General features: G+C 70.9%; 19 protein-coding genes. 7 read left to right on the top strand and 12 right to left on the bottom strand.

Annotated elements, in window-relative coordinates:
- Positions 1–55: 55 nt before the first annotated feature.
- The 5 genes from J1M64_RS09665 to J1M64_RS09645 form a co-directional block, all read right to left on the bottom strand.
- Positions 56–961, bottom strand: a complete 906-nt coding sequence (locus J1M64_RS09665) for a dihydrodipicolinate synthase family protein (protein WP_307872415.1) — start codon at positions 959–961, stop codon at positions 56–58.
- Positions 958–1,488: a bifunctional adenosylcobinamide kinase/adenosylcobinamide-phosphate guanylyltransferase gene (locus J1M64_RS09660; protein WP_067713064.1), complete on the bottom strand. Its 531-nt coding sequence runs from the start codon at positions 1,486–1,488 to the stop codon at positions 958–960. The genes J1M64_RS09665 and J1M64_RS09660 overlap by 4 nt, the downstream gene beginning before the upstream one ends.
- A complete protein-coding gene (locus tag J1M64_RS09655) occupies positions 1,485–1,781 on the bottom strand; it encodes a hypothetical protein (RefSeq protein ID WP_206474040.1) in 297 nt (98 codons plus the stop codon). The genes J1M64_RS09660 and J1M64_RS09655 overlap by 4 nt, the downstream gene beginning before the upstream one ends.
- On the bottom strand, positions 1,781–1,996 hold the full coding sequence (locus J1M64_RS09650) for a hypothetical protein (protein WP_206474039.1): 216 nt from the start codon (positions 1,994–1,996) through the stop codon (positions 1,781–1,783). Before J1M64_RS09650 ends, J1M64_RS09655 begins: the two co-directional genes overlap by 1 nt.
- A 136-nt stretch (positions 1,997–2,132) precedes the next feature.
- A complete protein-coding gene (locus J1M64_RS09645; protein WP_206474038.1) occupies positions 2,133–3,611 on the bottom strand; it encodes a sodium/glutamate symporter in 1,479 nt (492 codons plus the stop codon).
- Between the two features lie 159 nt (positions 3,612–3,770).
- Between J1M64_RS09645 and J1M64_RS09640 the strand changes: the two genes are divergently transcribed.
- From J1M64_RS09640 to J1M64_RS09625, 4 genes are all read left to right on the top strand, one after another.
- A complete protein-coding gene (locus J1M64_RS09640) occupies positions 3,771–4,589 on the top strand; it encodes a mycofactocin-coupled SDR family oxidoreductase (protein ID WP_206474046.1) in 819 nt (272 codons plus the stop codon).
- A gap of 76 nt (positions 4,590–4,665) precedes the next feature.
- Positions 4,666–5,370: a potassium channel family protein gene (locus J1M64_RS09635; protein WP_271799790.1), complete on the top strand. Its 705-nt coding sequence runs from the start codon at positions 4,666–4,668 to the stop codon at positions 5,368–5,370.
- Positions 5,367–6,812, top strand: a complete 1,446-nt coding sequence (locus J1M64_RS09630) for a YdiU family protein (RefSeq protein WP_206474037.1) — start codon at positions 5,367–5,369, stop codon at positions 6,810–6,812. The genes J1M64_RS09635 and J1M64_RS09630 overlap by 4 nt, the downstream gene beginning before the upstream one ends.
- 115 nt (positions 6,813–6,927) lie before the next feature.
- Complete coding sequence (locus J1M64_RS09625; protein WP_206474036.1) at positions 6,928–7,728, top strand: hypothetical protein; 801 nt, start codon at positions 6,928–6,930, stop codon at positions 7,726–7,728.
- A 68-nt stretch (positions 7,729–7,796) separates the two neighbouring features.
- Here the strand turns inward: J1M64_RS09625 and J1M64_RS09620 are convergent, their stop codons facing one another.
- The 4 genes from J1M64_RS09620 to J1M64_RS09605 all read right to left on the bottom strand — a co-directional run bounded on the left by J1M64_RS09620 (position 7,797) and on the right by J1M64_RS09605 (position 12,282).
- Positions 7,797–9,356, bottom strand: coding sequence for an FAD-dependent oxidoreductase (locus tag J1M64_RS09620; RefSeq protein WP_206474035.1), 1,560 nt, complete (start codon positions 9,354–9,356; stop codon positions 7,797–7,799).
- A 9-nt stretch (positions 9,357–9,365) separates the two neighbouring features.
- Positions 9,366–10,355 carry a diiron oxygenase gene (locus tag J1M64_RS09615; RefSeq protein WP_120285540.1) on the bottom strand — a complete coding sequence of 330 codons (990 nt, stop codon included), beginning with the start codon at positions 10,353–10,355 and terminating at the stop codon, positions 9,366–9,368.
- 236 nt (positions 10,356–10,591) lie between these two features.
- The gene (locus J1M64_RS09610) at positions 10,592–11,248 is read right to left on the bottom strand and encodes a TetR/AcrR family transcriptional regulator (protein ID WP_120285539.1); all 657 of its coding nucleotides are present in this window, start codon (positions 11,246–11,248) and stop codon (positions 10,592–10,594) included.
- The gene (locus J1M64_RS09605; protein WP_206474034.1) at positions 11,245–12,282 is read right to left on the bottom strand and encodes an AraC family transcriptional regulator; all 1,038 of its coding nucleotides are present in this window, start codon (positions 12,280–12,282) and stop codon (positions 11,245–11,247) included. The genes J1M64_RS09610 and J1M64_RS09605 overlap by 4 nt, the downstream gene beginning before the upstream one ends.
- A gap of 90 nt (positions 12,283–12,372) precedes the next feature.
- On the opposite strand from J1M64_RS09605, the gene J1M64_RS09600 reads away from it, so the two are divergent.
- Positions 12,373–13,959: an NAD(P)/FAD-dependent oxidoreductase gene (locus J1M64_RS09600; RefSeq protein WP_206474033.1), complete on the top strand. Its 1,587-nt coding sequence runs from the start codon at positions 12,373–12,375 to the stop codon at positions 13,957–13,959.
- The gene (locus J1M64_RS09595) at positions 13,956–14,789 is read left to right on the top strand and encodes an SDR family NAD(P)-dependent oxidoreductase (protein ID WP_206474032.1); all 834 of its coding nucleotides are present in this window, start codon (positions 13,956–13,958) and stop codon (positions 14,787–14,789) included. The genes J1M64_RS09600 and J1M64_RS09595 overlap by 4 nt, the downstream gene beginning before the upstream one ends.
- Positions 14,790–15,053: 264 nt before the next feature.
- Here J1M64_RS09595 and J1M64_RS09590 read toward each other — a convergent pair whose 3' ends face one another.
- Genes J1M64_RS09590 through J1M64_RS09580 form a run of 3 tightly spaced genes read right to left on the bottom strand, consistent with a single transcriptional unit; the run spans position 15,054 to position 18,834 of the window.
- Positions 15,054–16,169, bottom strand: coding sequence for an ABC transporter ATP-binding protein (locus tag J1M64_RS09590; RefSeq protein ID WP_206474031.1), 1,116 nt, complete (start codon positions 16,167–16,169; stop codon positions 15,054–15,056).
- Positions 16,162–17,742: an iron ABC transporter permease gene (locus J1M64_RS09585; RefSeq protein WP_241261387.1), complete on the bottom strand. Its 1,581-nt coding sequence runs from the start codon at positions 17,740–17,742 to the stop codon at positions 16,162–16,164. The genes J1M64_RS09590 and J1M64_RS09585 overlap by 8 nt, the downstream gene beginning before the upstream one ends.
- Before the next feature lie 48 nt (positions 17,743–17,790).
- Positions 17,791–18,834, bottom strand: coding sequence for an ABC transporter substrate-binding protein (locus J1M64_RS09580; RefSeq protein ID WP_307872414.1), 1,044 nt, complete (start codon positions 18,832–18,834; stop codon positions 17,791–17,793).
- A gap of 151 nt (positions 18,835–18,985) precedes the next feature.
- Here J1M64_RS09580 and J1M64_RS09575 point away from each other — a divergent pair, with 151 nt between their 5' ends.
- Positions 18,986–19,450, top strand: coding sequence for an SRPBCC family protein (locus tag J1M64_RS09575; protein ID WP_069389847.1), 465 nt, complete (start codon positions 18,986–18,988; stop codon positions 19,448–19,450).
- The last annotated feature ends 40 nt before the right edge of the window (positions 19,451–19,490 follow it).

The raw sequence follows: 19,490 nt of genomic DNA, 5'->3' as shown, positions 1-19,490 counted from the left end.
GGGCCGGGGTGGGGGCGGATGGTCCAAGTATGGAGCCGTCGGCATGAGTGTGCGGTTATTTCCCCAGCGAAAGGGCTGTGACCACCGTCTCTACGGACGTTCGGTCGGCACCGGTGAGCCCGAGCACGGGCCGGGGCAGACAGTTCTCCGCGGCCAGCCCGAGGATCTCGGCGACGGCCGCGACCACCCGCAGGCTGCCGTGCGCGGAGAAGAGTTCCCACAGCGGCGCCAGCCCGGCGGACTCGGCCAGCGCCTCCTCGGCCCGACCGAACAGCGCCGCCCGCGCGATCGCCAGGGCCGGGCCCGGGACGGTGCCGGCCAGCACCGAGTACCAGCTGTCGCAGCCCGCGAGCAGTGCCGCCGCGGCCGAGGGGTCGCCGGAGACCCCCAGGCCCACACGCTCGGGCACCGCGGAGCGCAGTCGGGCGAGGTGCTCACGCGCCGCTGTGGGCTCCGCCGGCGGCGGCGGGATCTTGATCGAGGCCACCTGCGGGAGTTCGGCCAGTCGCAGGTAGAGCTCGGGCGTGAATCCGAAACGGGTGGTGCCGGGGTTGTCGTAGACCACCAGTGGCACGGAGAGTTCACCGGCGACGTCCGTGTACAGGCCCATCACGTCGTCGTCGGTGAGCGGCTGGTAGCTCATGGGCGCGAGCATCACCGCCGAGGCGCCGGCCGCCTGCGCGTCGTGGGCGAGGGCCTGCGCGTGGGAGGTCCGCAGGGCACTGATCCCGACGATCACCGGAACCCCCGCCGCGTGTCGGACGGTCGCCTCGGCGACCCGGCGCCGCTCCTCGCGGTCGAGGTAGGCATACGAACCGGTGGAACCGAGCGCACCGATCGAGTCGACGCCCGCGCGTACCAGTCGCTCGATGATCGCCGCATAGGCGCTCTCGTCGACCCGGTCGTCGCTCAGAGGTGTGAGCGGGAAGGCGCTCAGGCCGGTCGTCACGTGCCCGGTCACAGCGTGAGGACCCGCCCGCACACGACCAGGTGCACCTCGTCGCAGCACTCGGCGACGGACTGGTTGAGCGCGCCCAGCAGGTCCCGGAACACGCCGCCCGAGCGGTACGGGGGCACGACCCCGGATCCGACCTCGTTGGTCACCAGCACCACGTCGTCGCGGGCGGTGAGGGCGGCGCAGAGGGCGTCGGTCCGTTCGTCGACGGCGGCGCGCGCCTCGTCGGCGGGGGCGTCCCACAGGCCCAGGTCGTCGACGGTGGCGGTGAGCCAGGTGCCCAGGCAGTCGATGAGGACCGGGCCGGGGGCGTGACGCAGCGCGGAGGCCACGTCGGGGGATTCCAGGGTGCGCCACCCCGCGGGCCGGTGTGCCCGATGGTGGTCGACGCGTGCTGCCCAGTCGGGGTCGTCGAGCTCGTCTGCGGGGCGACCCGGCGCGACGAACGTCACCGTGTCGGTGTCGCCGAGCAGTCGCACCGCGTGCCGGGACTTGCCGGATCGGACGCCGCCGGTCACCAGGACGCGCGTCATCCCCGCCGCCCCCGGCCGCCGGCGAGGGCCGGGCCGGAGAACAGGGCCAGTCCCACGACGAAGCCGAAGTCATACCAGTTGCCGTTGTTGTTCACATCGTAGATCGTCACGGTGTCGGTGAAGAGGGAGATGACGAAGGTGACGGGGAGGATGATCCCGTGCCACAGGCCGAGGAGGAACCCGGCGCCGGTGGGGGCGACGTCGACGTTGGGTCCGGCCGCGCACGCGCCGAGGGTGAGGACGACGACGAGGAGGACACCGGTGGCCAGGCCCGCCCGTGACCGGGTGGTCACTACCGCCGCCCGCGGGTGAAGTAGAGGATCGGCCCGATGAAGTTGATCGCGATGATCGCGGCCCATTTGCCCTTGGAGCCCCGCACCTTCGCCGCGGGCCGGGAGGCGAGGTCCGCCCACGCGGTCGCAGCGAGTGACACCTGCACCGAGATGAGGGTGAGCAGGACCGTCTTCTGCGTGTCGGTCAGGTCGTTCCAGCGCTTCTTCGTGACCACGGCGCACCTCCCGGATCGGATTTCTCTTATCCTAGGCGCTGCCGGGCGTGAGGGATACGGCGTTCGCGGCGTTCCCGGGCGGGGTTACCGGGCAGCAGCCGGGCCCGGAAGCGCGAGCCAGCGATCGACCGCTGTGTCAGCTCGCGGTGGCGGTGTCGGATTTGTCCTCCGGTTTCCCGGCCTTCTTCCACTCGGCCCGCTCCTTCATCTCCCTGGGACGGAAGTAGAGCAGTCCGGACAGGACGGCGACGAGGAAGACGACGAGCATGGTGATGAACAGCGGCCAGACACCGGTGAGGAAGATGATCGGCACGGCCATCGCGGTGACGAGCCCGCCGCCGAAGAACGGTTCGAAGACGAGTTGCTTGTAGCCGAACGCCTCGAACGCGGGGCTCTGGGCATCGGGGTCGACGATGCGCATGAGGATGAGGCCGGTGGCGGTGACGCCCATCGACTGGCCGAAGTCTCCGATGCCGCGCTCGAACCAGTAGCGGCCGATGATCCGCGGTGCCAGCCAGAGGAAGATGCCGACGTTGAACAGGATGCCGGCCACGGCGAGGATCGTGAAGGCGCCGATGTTCTCGCCGATCGCCTGCAGGGACAGGGTGCCGATCGCCGCGACGATGAGGAAGTCGAGCGCCCAGCCCTGGATCCGCAGCATGATCTGCGGGTCGATGACGTGGGCCACCCCGGCCTTGGTCGCGACCACCTGGACGATGACGCCGCCGAGCAGGGCGATGGGGAACAGCGGTACGTAGGCGAAGATCTCCAGCGGGGTGTTCTCGTCGAGCATGACCGACGCGTAGGTGGCCTGCTCGATCCATCGCAGCCCCTCCAGGATCCCCAGCCCGATGAGGATCGCCAGGGTCACCAGCGCGACGTGGAGGGACAGCGGCTCCACCGACGACGGGCGGGAGGTCATCTTGCCCGCCGAGTAGTACTCGTCCTCGCGGAACAGGCCCTTCTGCTCGCTGATGGACATCTTGGCGCTGCCGCTGATGAGCTCGGTCCTGCCGGTGCGGGCGCCCCAGTTGATCAGGGCGATGCCGAGCACGATGCCACCGACGATGCCCACCGTGGCCATGCCGACGGCGAGGTCGGCCCCCACCGTGAACCCGAGTTCCTCGAACACGCCCCGCATGCCGGCCGCGGTTCCGTGACCGCCCTCGAAGCCGATCTCGATGAGGGCGCCCGTCATGGGTGAGGCGCCGAGCAGGGGCACGAGGATCAGGGCGGCCAGCAACAGTCCGACGACGTACTGCCCGGAGCCCAGGGCCACGCCGAGGGAGAGCTGCGGACCGACGAGCTTGACGGCCCGGGAGGGGCGCGGCAGGTCCTGGCCGAGGAACATCGTGGCGAAGATGACGCTGATGAGCAGGCCCGGGAGGGAGGACCACACCTCCACCATCGGTTCGGTGAAGAGCCCGTTCTCGCCCCACGGTCCGGTGAACCTGCCCAGGACCTCCGGCCCGAGCAGGAGGAGCAGTGCACCACCGACGATGGAGCTGGGGAGGAACAGGGACTGCACGATCCCGACCTTGACGCGGATGATCTTCCCGATCAACAACGCCAGTCCGAGGATGAGAAGGGCGAATCCCACAGCGTTTGCGGACATTGGGCGACCTCGGTTCCGGAAGTGCGACTTACGGTGTCCTTCCGAACCTATCCGCCGGGCGCGCGAATAGTCCCCGATCCGCCCACTTCTCGGGACAGTCGACCCTATGGTGAGCCGCAGACTGCAGCGAGGACGGAGTTCGACATGGCGGGACGAGACATGGCGGGACGACTCGAGGGCAAGGTCGCGTTCATCACAGGGGTCGCGCGCGGGCAGGGCAGGACGCACGCCGTCCGCCTGGCCGCCGAGGGCGCCGACATCATCGGACTCGACCTCGCGGGACCACTGCCGGGGCCGGTCCCCTACAACCCGGCCACCCCGGAGGACCTGGACGAGACCCGCCGGTTGGTCGAGGCCCAGGGGCGTCGCGCGCTCCTGTCGGTCGGCGATGTCCGCGACCTCGAGGGGATGAAGAAGATCGTCGACGACGCGGTGGCGGAACTCGGGCGTCTCGACGTGGTGGTGGCCAACGCCGGCATCTGCACCCCGCAGGTCTGGGACGCCATCAGCCCAGAAGATTTCGCAGCGACCATCGACACCAACGTCACCGGCGTGTGGAACACGGTCATGGCGACGGCCCACCACGTGATCGACGCCGGAGGCGGCTCGATCATCCTCACCAGTTCGTACGCGGGCAAGAAGATCCAGCCGTTCATGATCCACTACACGACGTCCAAGCACGCGCTGGTCGGGATGACCCGGGCGTTCGCGGCGGAACTCGGCCCGAAGAAGGTCCGGGTCAACAGCATCCACCCCGGCGGCGTGGCCACCCCGATGGGCGGTGGAGACATGGTGAGCACGTTGGAGGCGGTCGGCGAGTCGAACCCCCCGCTCAACCTCATGGGCACGACGTTCCTCGAGCAGACGTGGGCGGAGCCGGAGGAGATCTCGAACGTCGTCGCGTTCCTGGCCTCCGACGAGTCGACGTTCATCACCGCCGAGCACATCAGCATCGACGGCGGGTCGCAGTACTTCTGACTGCGGGTCGCGGTACTTCTGAGGCCACCATGCGTGTCCTAGGCCACCGCGCCGCGCCCGGGGGGATCATCGACGGGTGACGGAGACACGGTGGAAGGAGCTGGCGGAGTGGCCCCTGATCGGCGCCGCTCTGGCCTTCCTGGTCGCCTACGCGGTGATGGTGGTCGGACAACCCGTGGGTGCGGTGGCAGTGGTCACCCGGATCGTGATGGCGGGGACCTGGGTTCTGTTCGCCGTGGACTTCGTGGTCAGGTTGGCGTTGGCGGAGCGTCGCGGACCGTGGTTGCTCAGGCACTGGTACGACCTCGCGGTCATCGCTCTGCCGGTCCTGCGACCGCTGCGACTGCTCCGGCTGGTGACCCTGCTCGGGGGGATGAGGCGGTCGGCGGGCACGGTGGTGCGCGGGCAGGCGATCACCTACGCCGCGGGGTGGACGGCGGTGCTCCTGGTGGTGTCCTCGCTCGCGGTGTTGAACGCGGAACGTGGGGCATCGGGGGCGTCGATCCAGACATGGGGTGAGTCCCTGTGGTGGGCGACCGTGACGGTGACGTCCGTGGGGTACGGCGACTACTCGCCGGTGACCCCGGTGGGACGCACGATCGCGGTGGGGCTCATGTTCGGCGGGATCGCCCTGCTGGGCGTGGTCACGGCGACGCTCGCCTCGTGGCTCCTGGAGAGGATCGCCGAACGCGATGGTGCGGGAGTGGACCGGGACGGACCCGGTGAGGCCGGTCCACGCGCCGACCCGCCCGGCGGCTCGTCCGTATCGTCGGGTCCATGACCACGGACACCGCACGCCCCCTCACTCTCGGAACCCGGTACGCGAGCGAGTTCCCGGAACTGGGCGTGCCGTGGAAGGCCGCGGAGGCGACCGGGCCGCGGCTGCTCGTGCTCAACGACGCGCTGGTCGACGAGCTCGGCCTGGACGCCGACTACCTGCGTGGCGAGGAGGGCGTGCGGGTGCTGACGGGCACTCACGTGCCGGACGGGGCCACGCCGGTCGCCCAGGCCTATGCCGGCCACCAGTTCGGCGGCTACTCGCCCCGGCTCGGCGACGGGCGGGCCCTGCTGATGGGGGAGCTGCCCGATGGCCGTGACCTGCACCTCAAGGGTTCGGGGCGCACCCCGTTCGCCCGCGGTGGCGACGGACTGGCCGCGGTCGGCCCCATGCTCCGCGAGTACGTCATCAGCGAGGCGATGCACGCGCTCGGCGTCCCCACCACCCGCTCGCTCGCCGTGGTGGCCACCGGGAACACCGTGTACCGCGAGTCGCCGCTGCCGGGCGCGGTGCTGGCCCGCGTCGCCGCGAGCCACCTGAGGGTGGGGACGTTCCAGTTCGCGCGATCGGTCGACGACGACGAGCTGCTGCGTCGGCTGGCCGACCACGCCATCGCCCGGCATCACCCGCACGCCGCCGACGCGGAGAACCCGTACCTGGAGCTGTTCGCCTCCGTGCTCCGCGACCAGGCCGAGCTCGTGGCCCGCTGGATGCTCCTGGGGTTCATCCACGGCGTCATGAACACGGACAACACCACCATCTCGGGCGAGACCATCGACTACGGGCCGTGCGCCTTCATGGACGAGTTCGACCCGGCCACGGTCTTCAGTTCCATCGACACCGGCGGCCGCTACGCCTACGCCAACCAGCCGCCCGTACTGCAGTGGAACCTCGCCCGGTTCGCCGAGACCCTCGTCCCGCTGGTCGACCCCGACCAGGACGAGGCGGTCCGACTCCTCACCGAGATGCTGGGTACGTTCCCGGAGCACTACCAGCGGGCGTGGACGGCCGGGATGCGCGCCAAGATCGGCCTGCCGGACGAGGTCGGGGACACCGAGGCGACCGACCTCATCGACGAGCTGTCCCGGCTGCTCAGCGCGACGCGGGCCGACTACACCGGCTTCTTCCGCGCGCTCGGGGCGGCCGCGGACGGGGACGACGAGCCGGTGCGCGAGCTGGTCGGGTCGCTCGCGGAGGGCTGGGTGGCGACATGGCGGGCCCGTCGACCCGACCGGGGATCGATGGACCGGGTCAACCCGATCTACATCCCGCGCAACCATCTCGTCGAGGAGGCCCTCGACGCGGCCACGGCAGGGGACCTGGGGCCGCTGTCCGAACTCCTCGTCGTCGTCACCGACCCCTACACCCGGCGCGCCGGTTACGAGCGCTATGAACGTCCCGCCCCTCCCGAGGCCGCGCCACACGTCACCTACTGCGGCACCTGACGCGCCGCCCCCAGCAGTACGCGCGTATTGATACGAAACATTTATCTTCCGTGGGTGCTGTTTGTCAGCCGTTCGTACGACAATGAGGTTGTCACATCAATCTTACGGCCGGGTCGTGAGACGGGCGGGAGGCCACCACGTGCGACTACTCATCGCGGACAGCGACGGCGGGTACCGCCAGCCCTCGGCCATTCTCGGACGGTTCGTCGACGACCTCGTTGAATGGACAGGCGCCCGGGAGGCCGTTCGGGTGCAGTGGCCGGCGCCCGGGTCGGGTCGGCTCCGGCGGTCGCACACCTGGGAATCGGCGTCCGCGGCCGGGGTGGCCGACCTCAACCGCCTCGTCCATCTCCACCCGTCCGACGACCTCGTGCTCATCGGGGCGTGCTGCGGCACCCGGGTGATCCACGACTGGATGGACGCCCACCCGGAGGATCTCGACCGGGTCGCCGCCGTGGGGTTGATCGCCGACCCGTTCCGGCCGCGCGACCGCTGGCTCGTCGGCACGTCCGATCCGGGCGGGCAGGGCGTGGCGGGACCGCGCCGCGGACCGATCCCCGAGCGCACCCACTGGGTGTCCGTGCCGGGCGATCCGCTGAGCGGCATGCAACCGTCGAACCTGATCCGCGGCGCCGTGAGGGACTCGGACCTGACGCCCGTCCAGGTCTACGACGAGCTGATCGAGAACCTCCCCGACTCCCGCACCCGGGTCGCCCTGCGTCTGCACGTCGTGGAGCATCCCGGACTGTGGTCGCCCCATCTGCTCCGTCAGCTCGACGACGTCACCGACACCCTGCTGACCTATCGCGACGCGGGGTACGCCGCTCTGTACGAAGCCGACGTCGACGGTGCCTCCCCGCTGGCGCGGCTCGCGAGGGTCATCGCGGATCAGGTCGCGTCCGATCAGGCCGCCTGAGCGGGTCGGTACACCCAGGCGGTTCGGTACAGCTGGACGGTTCGGTACAGCTGGACGGTTCGGTACGGCTAGACGGTCGCCGGGACCGGACGGCGGCTCCGGAGCAACTCCTCGAACCGCGCGGCCGGGCCCGGAGTGGGTAGGCGACCCTCGTTCGCGTCGGCGAGCAGAGAGTTGACCGTCTCGCGCGCACACGTCTTGTTGGAGCCGATGAACCCGCGCGGACCCCGCTTGATCCACCCGACCACGTAGAGCCCGGGAACCTCGCGGCCGTCGGCGGCGTCGAGGACGCGGCCCTCGCGGCTGGGGATGGTCGCGGACGCGGGGTCGAACGGCACCCCGGGCACCGCCACGCCGCGGTAGCCCACCGAGCCCAGGACCAGGCCCGCCGCGAGGGTCTCCTCGGAGCCCGGGCGGGGCACGGCGCGCACCCGGCCGTCGGGGTCGGTGACCGGTTCCGTGCGCACGACCCGCAGGCCCTCGGTCCGCGCGGTGCCCACGACCTCCACGGGCGCGGTCGCGAAACGCAGGATGATCCGGCGACGAGGGGTCGTCTCCGCGGTCCCGCGGCTCGGCCGGTCGGCGATCCGGGCAAGGAGTTCCAGCTTCAGGCGGCCCTGTCTGGTGGTCGCGGCGTCCGGGTCGATGCCGTCGGGGGCGTCGACGCGCAGGTCGATGTCCTCCCGTGCGTCGAGTCCGACCAGCTCGGGCAGGGTGAACGCCGCGTGCTCGGGGCCGCGACGGCCGAGAACCACGACCTCGCGGACCCGGCTGCCGCGCAGCGCCTTGAGGGCATGGCGGGCGATGGAGGTGCCCGCGAGGCGCTCCGGGTCGGTGGCCAGGATCCGGGCGACGTCCAGTGCCACGTTGCCGTTGCCGACGATCACCGCCCGCTCGTGATCCAGCGGGACGTCGGCGTCGGCGTGGTCGGGATGGTCGTTGTACCACCCGACGACCCGCGTGGCCGACGTGCTCCCCGGCAGGTCGACCCCCGGGATGTCCAGGGGGCGGTCCGTCCCGGCCCCGGTCGCGTACACGACCGCATGGTGGTGGGCCGCCACCTCCTCGGCGGTGATGTCCTCGCCGACGTGCACGCCGAGCCGGTAGCCGAACCCGGGCTGCTCCTCGATCGCGGTGAACAGGTCCGCGACCGCGCGGGTGCTGGTGTGGTCGGGCGCCACCCCGTGTCGGGCGAGCCCGTGGGGGACGGGGAGCCGATCGAACACCGTCACCTCCACGCCGGGCTGGCGGAGGAGTTCGTCGGCTGCGTACAGCGCGGCGGGGCCGGCTCCCACGACCGCGACCCGCAGGGTCGTCCGGGTGGGGCCGAGGCGGACGATCGTGGGGACGCGGGCCTGGGGCCTGCTCGGCCGGTCGTCCCCGGTCAGTGCCTCGTTGATCCCGAGGAAGTCCTGCTGCTCGGGGGCCAACGCGGTGTGCGGGACGATCGCCCCGACCGGGCACGCCCCCACGCACGCCCCGCAGTCCACGCAGGACACCGGGTCGATGTAGAGCATCTCGGCGGTGGCGAAGTCGGGCTCGTCGGGGGTCGGGTGGATGCAGTTGACCGGGCAGGCGTGGACGCATGAGGCGTCCGCGCAGCAGGCCTGTGTGACGACGTGGGGCATGTCGGCGGCCTAGTCGCGGAACGCCACGGGCGGCTCGCCGCGGTACCGGGAGGGGCGCCCGTCGATCTTCAGGGCCTTCCACACCCGCCGCGCGGCCGGGTTCATCAGGCCCGAGTCCTCGGCGAGCTTGCGGACGTCGCCGAAGAGGTCCGACAGGAATCGCTGCGACTCGGGGCTGTCCCAGTACAGCTCGCGGACGACCTCGTCCGGGATGTCGAACGTCTCGCGGAACTCCTTGGTGGGCTTGAGGATCGCGTCGCACAGCACCCGCATGATCACGGGGAAGGCCAGCGACACGAGGAACGACTCGTTGCGCGACATCCGCGGGGCGTTGCGGGCCACGTAGGTGTGCGCGAACGAGATGTGCCGGGCCTCCTCGGCCACGTGGATCTCCATGATCCGGGACAGGACCGGCGGCAGGGTGTCCGAGTTGCGCAGGACCTGCTTCTGGGTGTGGTCGATGGGTTCCTCACCGGCCAGGACGCCGATGAAGAACGCCACCGGGAACGGGCCCGCGGCGAGCGGGATGATCGGGGACAGCCGCCGGATCCACCGCGGCATGCCGGGCACGTCGGCGCCGATGCGGTTCACGCCCTGCTGGAACATCTGGGTGTGGTGGCATTCCTCGGTGGCCTCGTGGGTGAGGTACCGGAACTCCGCGGCGCCGTTCTGGCTCTTGAAGACGTACTGCATGATCCCGCGGATGAGGATGTTCTCGAACTGCAGGCCGACCTTCATGATGTTGGCCTGACGCCACAGGCCGATCGCGATCTGCTTCTCCCGGGGCAGCCCCAGGTACCACGGGTGGCCGCCGAGCGGGTCGATCCCGGCGGGCAGGATCCAGCGCTCGTCGGTGGGGTCCACCGCGAAGTCCGGGTCGTCCCACGGGATGTCCTTGAAGGCGTCGAAGCTGCGGTGGACCGAGGCGTGCGACAGGCGCCGGAGCGTGTCCTCGTACTCCTCGGTGGTGGCCGACGGGGAGGGGGCGACAGCGGTCATGGCTCATCCTTCCGGTTCCCGACTCGTGGATCGGGAGCGTGGACTGCAGATCGACGGTGACAGAGTGACATCCGTGATCTATTTGTATCTGACGCTAGACACGCAGAGGCGATTCGTCAACCATTCATGAGGTTCGGTTCAGATCTGCGCGGCGGGGATCCTCGCGGCGAGACTCTGCGCGGCGAGACTCTGCGCGGCGAGACTCCGCGCGGCGGGGCTCTGCGCGGCGGTGCGGGTCAGCCCTCGGCGAGTCCACCGCCGAGCAGCGGGCCCAGGTGGGTGCGTGCGAACGCCCGGGAGACCTCGGGGTCGTCCAGATCGATGGCGGTCGACGGCGTGAGGACGAACGAGATGACGAGGCGGACCGTGAGCTCGGCCCCGACGAGCAGTTCCTCGTAGGGGCGGGAGTCGGGGACGGTCCGCGAGATCTCGGCGGCCAGGAAGTGTGCGGCGGCGGTGATGAGCGGCGCCCCCTGCACCGTGAAGTGCGGGACGGTCGCCTCCGGCTCGGTCTCCAGCAGGCGGTTGAGCAGGTCGTGGTCGCGGAGCGTCTCGACGGTGAACGCGAAGCCCTCGGTGAGCTTGTCCTCCACCGTGGCGTGGGCGTCGATCTCCCGCTGCAGGTCGGCGAGGAACCAGGCGGCTTCGCGCAGCAGCGTGGCCTCGACCAGTTCCTGCTTGTTGGCGAAGCGCCGGTACAGCGTCATCCGCGCCAGCCCGGCCCGCCGGGTGATGTCGTTCATCGTGGACCGGGCGATCCCCACGCTCTCGAACTGTGCGGACGCCGCGTCGAGGATCTGCTCCCGGATGGGGTCGTCCATCGAGGTGCCGTCCGGCAGGCTTCGCCCGGAACGCAACATCGCCAACGGGTCGGACGCGGGGGTGTCGCTCATGTGCGCGATTGTCCCACTCCGGGCGGGGTCGTGTGCCCGTGCCTGAACTCGCGTGCGGTCATCCCCCACCAGCGCCTCGCGTACTGGCTGAACGTCGTGGCGTCGCCGAGGGCCAGCGCCGAGGCGATCTGGGCCAGCGGGATCTCCGTCGTGGTGAGCAGGCGCACTGCGATGTCGCGGCGGACCTCGTCCCGCAGGGTCGCGAAACTCGTGCCCTCCCCGGCCAGCCCGCGTTGCAGCGTGCGTGGGGAGACCGAGAGCAATCTTGCGACCTGGGGCAGCGACGAGGTGCCGGTGTCGAGGGACTGGTGCAGGACCGCGCGCGTCCGTTCGGTCATGCTCCGCCGGTCCTCGGGGATGTGCTGGTCCAGGTACCGCAGCGCGAGTTGCTGGACCGCCTCGTCGCCGCCCGAGATGGTGCGGCCCAGGAGTGCGGCCGGCACGCGCAGCACCGCGGCCGCGGTCGACGGCGTGACCGGCGCGCCGAAGAGCGATTCGTACCGTGCGGCGTCGGTGTTGAGCGGGTTGGGCAGGTCGACCGACACCAGGCCGTAGTCCCCGCCGAGCACGCTGCGCATGGCGCGGTGGAGGAAAAGCAGGACGAGATCCACCGTCTGCGGCGGGATGAGCTGCCCGGGGTCCCGGTAGCCGAACCGCACCCCCAAGATGTCGGCCTCGTCGCGCGGATCGGGCACCACGGTGATCTCGATCGAGCGGGAGTGGAAGAACAGGTACTTGGAGGTCATCTCGAGCGCCTGCGTGGTGGTCCGGGCGTTCTTCACGGCCACGGCGACCGGGCCGAGCATGTCCAGATCCTGGTGCCCGGCAACGCGCAGCCCCAGGTCGGGGCACCGGAGCTCCGCGGCCGCGGTCTCCAGCAGGAGGGCGATCGACAGGTCCTCCACCAGGATCTCGTCGCTGTCGAGGGCGCCGGCGGGAAGCCCGGACCGGCGGGCCAGGTCGTCGGGGTCGCCGCCGAGTTCGGTGACCACCTGCCGGACCCCGCGCAGGCCGGCCGATCGGATGAACGCCATGGGACCACCCTGCGGCACTTGGCGCGATCGAGCAACTTATTGGCGCATTCCGGCAAGCCTGCGGTGCCGTCGGCGGATACCGTACCGGTCATGATCAATTCCACCGAGCGTCCGGACGGCCCGGGCGCAGCGCCCGGAGACCCGCTGGACCTGCTGATCGTCGGGGCGGGCCTGTCCGGCATCGACCTGGCCCACCACGTGCACGAGGCGTTCCCCGACTGGCGATGGGAGATGCACGACGCCCATGACGACCTGGGGGGCACGTGGCACACGTTCCGCTACCCCGGCATCCGCTCGGACTCGGACATGGCGACCTTCGGGTTCCCGTTCCGGCCCTGGCCACACGCCTCGACCCTCGGCAGCGGCGCGGAGATCAAGGAGTACCTCCGCGACACGGCCCGCGAGGCCGGCGCGCTGGACCGCCTGCACCTGCGCTCGTGGGTCGCCGACGCGGACTGGCGCAGTGACCACCAGCTGTACCGGATCACCTGCGTGACCGATGACGGCGAACGCATCGTGTGGGCGCGGCGCGTGCACTTCGGCTCCGGCTACTACTCGCACGCCGAGGGGTTCCGCCCCGAGTTCCCCGGCGAGGCGGATTTCCGCGGCGAGATCATCCACCCCCAGCAGTGGCCCGCCGACCTCGACTACACCGGCCGGAAGTTCGTGGTGATCGGGTCGGGCGCGACGGCCGTGACGCTGGTGCCGGCGCTCGCCGAGCTGGGCGCGGACGTGACCATGCTCCAGCGCACCCCCAGTTATGTCGGCCCGCTGCCGGAGAAGGACCTCATCAGCGCGGTGTGGCGCCGACTGCTGCCCGCCCCGTGGAGCTACCGGGCGGCGCGCCTCAACCACGGTGCGCGGGACACCGCCCAGTTCGTCATCGCACAGCGGCTGCCCTGGCTGTTCAAGGCCGGGCTGCGGCTCATGCAGAGGCGCTACATCTCGTCCGAACAGATTGACGAGCACTTCACGCCGCCGTACCGGCCGTGGGACCAGCGTGTGTGCAAGGCCCCCGACGGGGACATCTTCCGGGCGATCCAGCGTGGTGGCGCACGGGTGGTGACCGGGCACATCGACCGGTTCACGCCGGCCGGGATCCGTCTGCGGTCGGGTGAGGAGATCGAGGCCGACGTCATCATCTCCGCCACCGGCCTGCGGCTCGAGGCGTTCGGCGGCGGCACGTTGAGCATCGACGGCGAGGCGCTGGACGTCCCGAGGTTGGCGACCTACCGCGGCATGATGCTGGCGGGAGTGCCCAACTTCAGCTTCACGGTCGGCTACATCAACTCGTCCTGGACACTGCGCGCGGATCTGGTCTCCCGGTACATGGTCAAGCTCTGGAAGGCGGGCGAGTCGGTGTACGCGCCGCGCCTTCCAGAAGGGCCCGCGGACCAGCTCCTGCTGGACTTCGACGCCGGGTACATCCAGCGTGACGGCCACAAGTTCCCCAAGCAGGGCACGACCCGACCGTGGCGTTACGTCCAGAACTTCCTGGTGGAGATCCCCGAGCTTGCCTTCGGTGACCAGCGCCGCGAGATGGCGTTCGGGGACCGGGTGGAGCTCACCGACGCGCGCCGTGGGCGCGAGGCGGTCGGCGTCGGCCGCGACGGTGGGCAGGTCGAGGACGCACAGGATCACGAAGACGACTACGACGACGAGGTGGCCACCGCATGAGCCGATTTCTCCCACGGAAGAGTGCCGAACGGTCCGGGCGGGCGGTCGCCGACGGTGGTGGCAGGCGCGTGTTCATCACCGGTGCCGCGTCGGGGTTGGGGTTGGCGCTGGCCAGGGAGTACCTGGCACTCGGGGACGAGGTGATCCTCACGGACGTCCACGCCGAGCCCCCGCCCGCCGTGCAGGAACTGGTGGGGCGGTGGACGTACCGCCGGGTCGACGTCACCTCGGATGACGACTGGCGGGCCGCCGCGGAGGAGATCGAGTCGCTGGACATCCTCGTCAACAACGCGGGGATCGCGATCGGCGGTGCGCTCGGCTCCACCTCGATGGAGGCGTGGCAGCGGATCGTGGACATCAACCTGCTCGGGGTGGTGCGCGGCTGCCGGGCCCTCGCCCCCAAGCTGGGTCGGGGTGGCCGCCTGGTCATCACCGCCTCGGCCGCCGGCCTGGTGCATGCGCCCCAGATGGGCGCCTACAACGCGACCAAGGCCGCGGCGGTGGCGCTGGGGGAGACCCTGGACGCCGAGCTCCGGCCCCGCGGGGTGTCGACGTCGGTGATCTGCCCGCAGTTCTTCAGGTCCGGGTTGGCGGACTCGCTGTCCGGTGAGGACGCGCGGGCGGACGAGATGGCGCGCAAGCTGCTGTCGCGGACGCGGTTGACGTCGGAGACCATCGCCCGGCGGTCGGTGCGTGGCATCGAGGCCCGGCGCGTGGTGATCACGCCCGACGCCCTGGCGACGTTCTTCTGGTACTCCAAGCGCTTCACGCGCGTGCCCTTCCTGGGCTCGACGCGCCTCATCGGCAGGGTCGTGGCGCGCGGCCGCTGAGCAGGGACGGGTCCGGGGACGGGCCCACTGCGGCCGAGCAGAGGATTTCGCGCAGAGCCACTCGGGCGATACAGGCGAATTCCTCTGCTCGGACGGACAAGATCATCACCCGCTCCCCTCAGTGGTGCGCCGTGGACCTGCGTGACGACAACCAGGAGCTGATCGACCCCATGAGCCCCGCGGCCCGGGCCCGGGCCCGGGCCCGGGGCCGTGGGCTGTGGGCTGTGGGCCCGGGGTTCGGGTCCGTGGGCTCGGGCTCCCGTCTCAGTCCCGCGGGTAGACGAACCCGCGGCGTACGTCGATCCCCACGGCCTCGCCCACCCGCGTCGGCACGGCGGTGCCCGTCGGCACGAGGACCCGCAGTTCGATGTCCTCGTGCCGGCAGATGACGGTCCGACCGCTACGGCCGTACAGCGAGGTGACGAACTCCGCGCCGATCCGGTCGGGCCCTGCTCCGGACCGCGGCCCGACTCCTGATCCGGCCGCGGTCTCGACCCCGGCGCCGGGAGCGGACAGGGCGAGCCCTGCCGGCAGGAGGGCGAGCGTCGCCGGGCCCGTCACGGACCCGGCCGGCCCGGTCAGCGCGTCGGGGCGCAGGGTGATCCCGCCGGACTCGGACCGGAACCCGTCACCGGAGACGGTCCCGTCGACGAGCGTGGCGTCGTGCAGGAAGCCCGCGACGAACGCGCTGGTCGGCGCGGCATCGAGCTGGTCGGGCACGTCGCACTGCACCAGCCGGCCCCGGTGGAGGACGGCCACCTCGTCCCCGATCGCCAGTGCCTCACCGCGGTCGTGGGTGACGTGGACCATCGTGAGATCGTGCTCGGCGGCCAGCCGGCGGAGCATGAGTCGGAGGGACGCGCGGAGGGGTTCGTCGAGTGCGGACAGGGCCTCGTCGAGGAGCAGCACCCCCGGCCGCGCGACGATCGCCCGGGCGAGCGAGACCCGCTGCCGCTGGCCGCCGGACAGGGTGTCGGGGCGACGACGGGCGAAGTCGCCCAGTTCCACGGTCTCGAGTGCCTCCGCGACGAGTCGGCGCCGCCGGGCGGCCGGGACCTTCGCACGCCGCAGCGGGTAGGCGACGTTGTCCTCCACGCTGAGGTGCGGCCACACGGCGTGGTGCTGGAAGACCATGCCGAGACCCCGCTCCTCGGGCGGGAGGTGGATGCCGTCGCCGACAAGGGTCCTGTCGCCGACCCGGATCGTTCCCGCGGTGGGTCGTTCGAATCCGGCGATGGCGCGCAGGAAGGTGGACTTGCCGGACCCGGACGGCCCCAAGAGCGCGAGGATCCGGCCGGAGTCCACCCGCACGTCGAGGTTGTCGAGGGCGACGGTCTCGCCGAAGCGGACGCCGACGCCGTGGGCGACGAGTTCAGGCACGGATACTCCTGGGTGCGGATTCGGACCCGGTGGCGGGTCGGCTGTAACGGGCGCCGAAGGCGGCCAGGACCAGCAGGCCCACCACCATGAGGACCACGGACAGTGCGGAGGAGGCGTTGTAGTCCCCCGCCCGCTGGTACTGGAAGATCACCACGCCGAGGGTCTGCGTTCCGGGCGCGACGAGCAGGACCGAGAGTGTGAGTTCGCGGACCGCCGTCACCGCGACCATGATCATGCCGATCCCGACCGACGGCAACGCCAGGCGCACGCTGGTGTCGAGGCGGGAGCGCAGCGCCTTCGCCCCGCCGATCCGCGCGGCCTCCTCCATCGACGAGTGGATCCCCGCGAGCGGTCCGCGGACGGTCTGGACGACGATCGCCGTGAACGCCGTGACGTACGCGCCGAGGATGACCCAGCGGGTGTTGAACAGCCCGGTGTAGCGGCCGAGGATGAGCCACCCGGTGGCGATCACGAGGCCCGGCACGGCCTGCGGGAGCAGCACCGACAGGAGCATCGGCTCCCGGTCACGACCGGCCAACCGCGTGGTGAACAGCGCGACGAGCAGGCCGAGGACGCCGCAGACCACGGCGGCGCCGAGGGCGAGCACCACGGAGTTGGTCACGCCGTCGATGGTGGTCGAGGCGGTGAGCGCGCGGCGGAAGTTGTCCAGGGTCGCGGTCTCGAGGGTGAGCGGGACCCCCGGGGCGGGCAGGAGCGCCCGGACGGCCAGCCCGACGAGCGGGGCGAGGGTCACCACGACGCTGACGACCCACGCGATCACCCCGAGCGGGACGCGCGCACGGCCGAGGGCCTGGCGGTCGGCGGGACGTCCGGTGCCGCCGAACTCCACGGACCCCTTGGTGACCTGCCGGTCCAGCAGCGTGCCCAGGACGCCGAGCAGGAGCAGCACCACCCCGATCTGGGAGACGGTCTGCAGCGGTGAGGCCACGGAACCCGACTCGAGGAACCGGTAGACCATGGTGGAGAGCGTCTCGTACCCGGCCGGGAGGCCGACGATGACGGGGATGCCGAAGTCGCCGATCCCGCTGACAAAGGTCAGGGTGAACGCCGCTGCCATGGCCGGGCGGATCAGCGGCAGCGTGATGTCGACCTGCGTCCGCGACGGCCGGGCACCGGAGAGGCGGCTCGCCTCCTCCAGTTCGGCGGGGATCCTGCGCAGCGCCGCGGCCACCACGAAGTAGGCCATCGGGTAGGCGTGCAGGGTGAGGAGGAAGACCACCCCGGGCCCGCCGTAGAAGTTCCACGGGGAGAATCCCAGCACCCGGTCCACCAGGCCGCCGTCGGTGAGCAGGCCGCTCCACGCGATGGCGCCGATGAACGGCGGGATGAACAGCGGGGTGAGCAGCAACAGTCGGAGCGCGCCGCGACCGGGCAGGTCGGTGCGGTCGAGCAGGAACGCCATCAGCGTGCCGATGATGACCGCCCCGATCGCCGAGAGCAGTGAGCTGACGAGACTGTTGGCGGTGGCGCGGAGCAGGCCCTGGTCGATGAGTTCAGGGAGGTGGTTCGCCCCCAGCCCCAGGGAGATGACCAGGGCCAGGGGCACGACCATGACGCCCGCGAGGGACGCCCACAGTGCCAGCCGGAGGGGGAGCGTCACCTACCGGACGGCGGCGTTGAAGGCGGCCACGGCCTCGTCCTGGGAGGCGGCGATCGCCTCGAGGTCCTGGTCGAACAGCGTGATGTCGGTGAGCGCCGGGGCGCCCCCGGGGGTTCCGGCGTCGTCGCGGACGGGCAGGTAGTTCTGCTCGACCGCGATCTGCTGGCCCTTCTGGGACACGATGAAGTCGAGGAAGAGCTTGGCGGCCTCGGGGTTCGGGGCGTCGGCGAAGACCGCGCCGGGCTGGGTGATGTAGGGGACGCCCTCGCTCGGGTAGCTCACGGCGATGGGCGAGCCCTGCGCGGCGAGATCGCGGACCAGGTAGTCCACCACGATGCCGACGGGCTTGGATCCCTCGGCGACGGCCTGGGAGACGGGGCCGTTCGACTCGGCGACCTGCGGGTTGTTGGCGCCGAGCCGGTTGATCCACTCCTCGCCGAGGTCGGGCTGCAGGCTCCACGCCGCTGCGTTGAAGGCGGCCGCACCGGAGACGTCCGGGTTGGGCAGGATGATCCGGTCGAGGTACCCCGGTTCGGCCAGCTCGGCCCAGGACGTGGGCGGGTCCGTGACGTCGCCTGTGTTGTAGGCGATCACGGTGGGGATGATGCGGGTGCCGACGTAGAACCCGTCCGGGTCGACGGCGACATCCTCGATGGCGTCGGCCTCGCTCGGCTCGAACTCCTGGAAGAGGTCCTGGTCCTTGTACTGCTCGAACGTCGGGACGTCGGCCGCGAGCAGGATGTCGGCGGCCACCGCGCCGGTGCTCCGCTCCGCCTCGATGCGGGCCTTGAGGTCGCCGGTGCCCGCACGGAAGACCTTCACCTCGATGTCCGGATGCTCCTCGTTGAACGCGGAGATGATCTCGTCGATCTTGGCCTGGGGTTCCGAGGTGTACAGGGTGACCTCCCCGGACGCGGCCGCGGAGTCGGACGTCGCGCCGGAGCCCGTGGTGGCGGGCTCGGAACAGCCCGCCAATCCGAGGGCGCCGGCCGCGAACACCGCAACCGACGCCAGAACCGCCCGGCGACCAACAGACCTCGACACAGCGACCACTCCCAACCTAGGACCTTCGAATCGATATCCCATCCTGGCACCCGCATTGGTCGGGCTAGGGCTATCGGGGTGAATCCACGGTGAATTCGGAGCGGACGACCGACCGGATGCGTTCCGCTGCCCCGGGGTGCACGGTGGGGTCATGAGTAATTCCACTGCCATCACCGTCGAGCGCGTGATCGACCACTCGGCGGCCGAGATCTTCGAGTTCCTCTCCAACCCGGAGAACCACGCCCGTCTCGACGGGTCGGGCTTCGTCCGGGGCGACTACAAGTCCGACCGCATCCAGCAGGTCGGCGACGTCTTCTCCATGGACATGGAGGGCGAGCACATGGGCGGTGAGTACCGCATGGACAACCACGTGACCGGATTCGGCAAGGACAAGATCCTGGCGTGGCAGCCCGCGCCCGCCGGTACCGACCCCAAGGGCTGGGAGTGGGTCTGGGAGCTCGAGGCGCAGGGCCCGGACTCCACGCTGGTGCGTCACACCTACGACTGGTCCAAGGTCACGGACAAGGACGTGCTCAAGAAGGTGTCGTTCCCGCTGGTGTCGGAGCAGCAGATGGAGGATTCGCTGTCCAACCTCGCCTCCGCCGTCTCCGGCTGACCGCCGCGGCGCCCGGCCGCAGCGCACCGCAGCCTCGCCG

The organism is Dietzia sp. KRD202 (assembly GCF_017168155.1).
GTDB classification, from domain to species: Bacteria; Actinomycetota; Actinomycetes; order Mycobacteriales; family Mycobacteriaceae; genus Dietzia; species Dietzia kunjamensis.
This window is presented reverse-complemented; position numbering and strand designations above follow the sequence as displayed.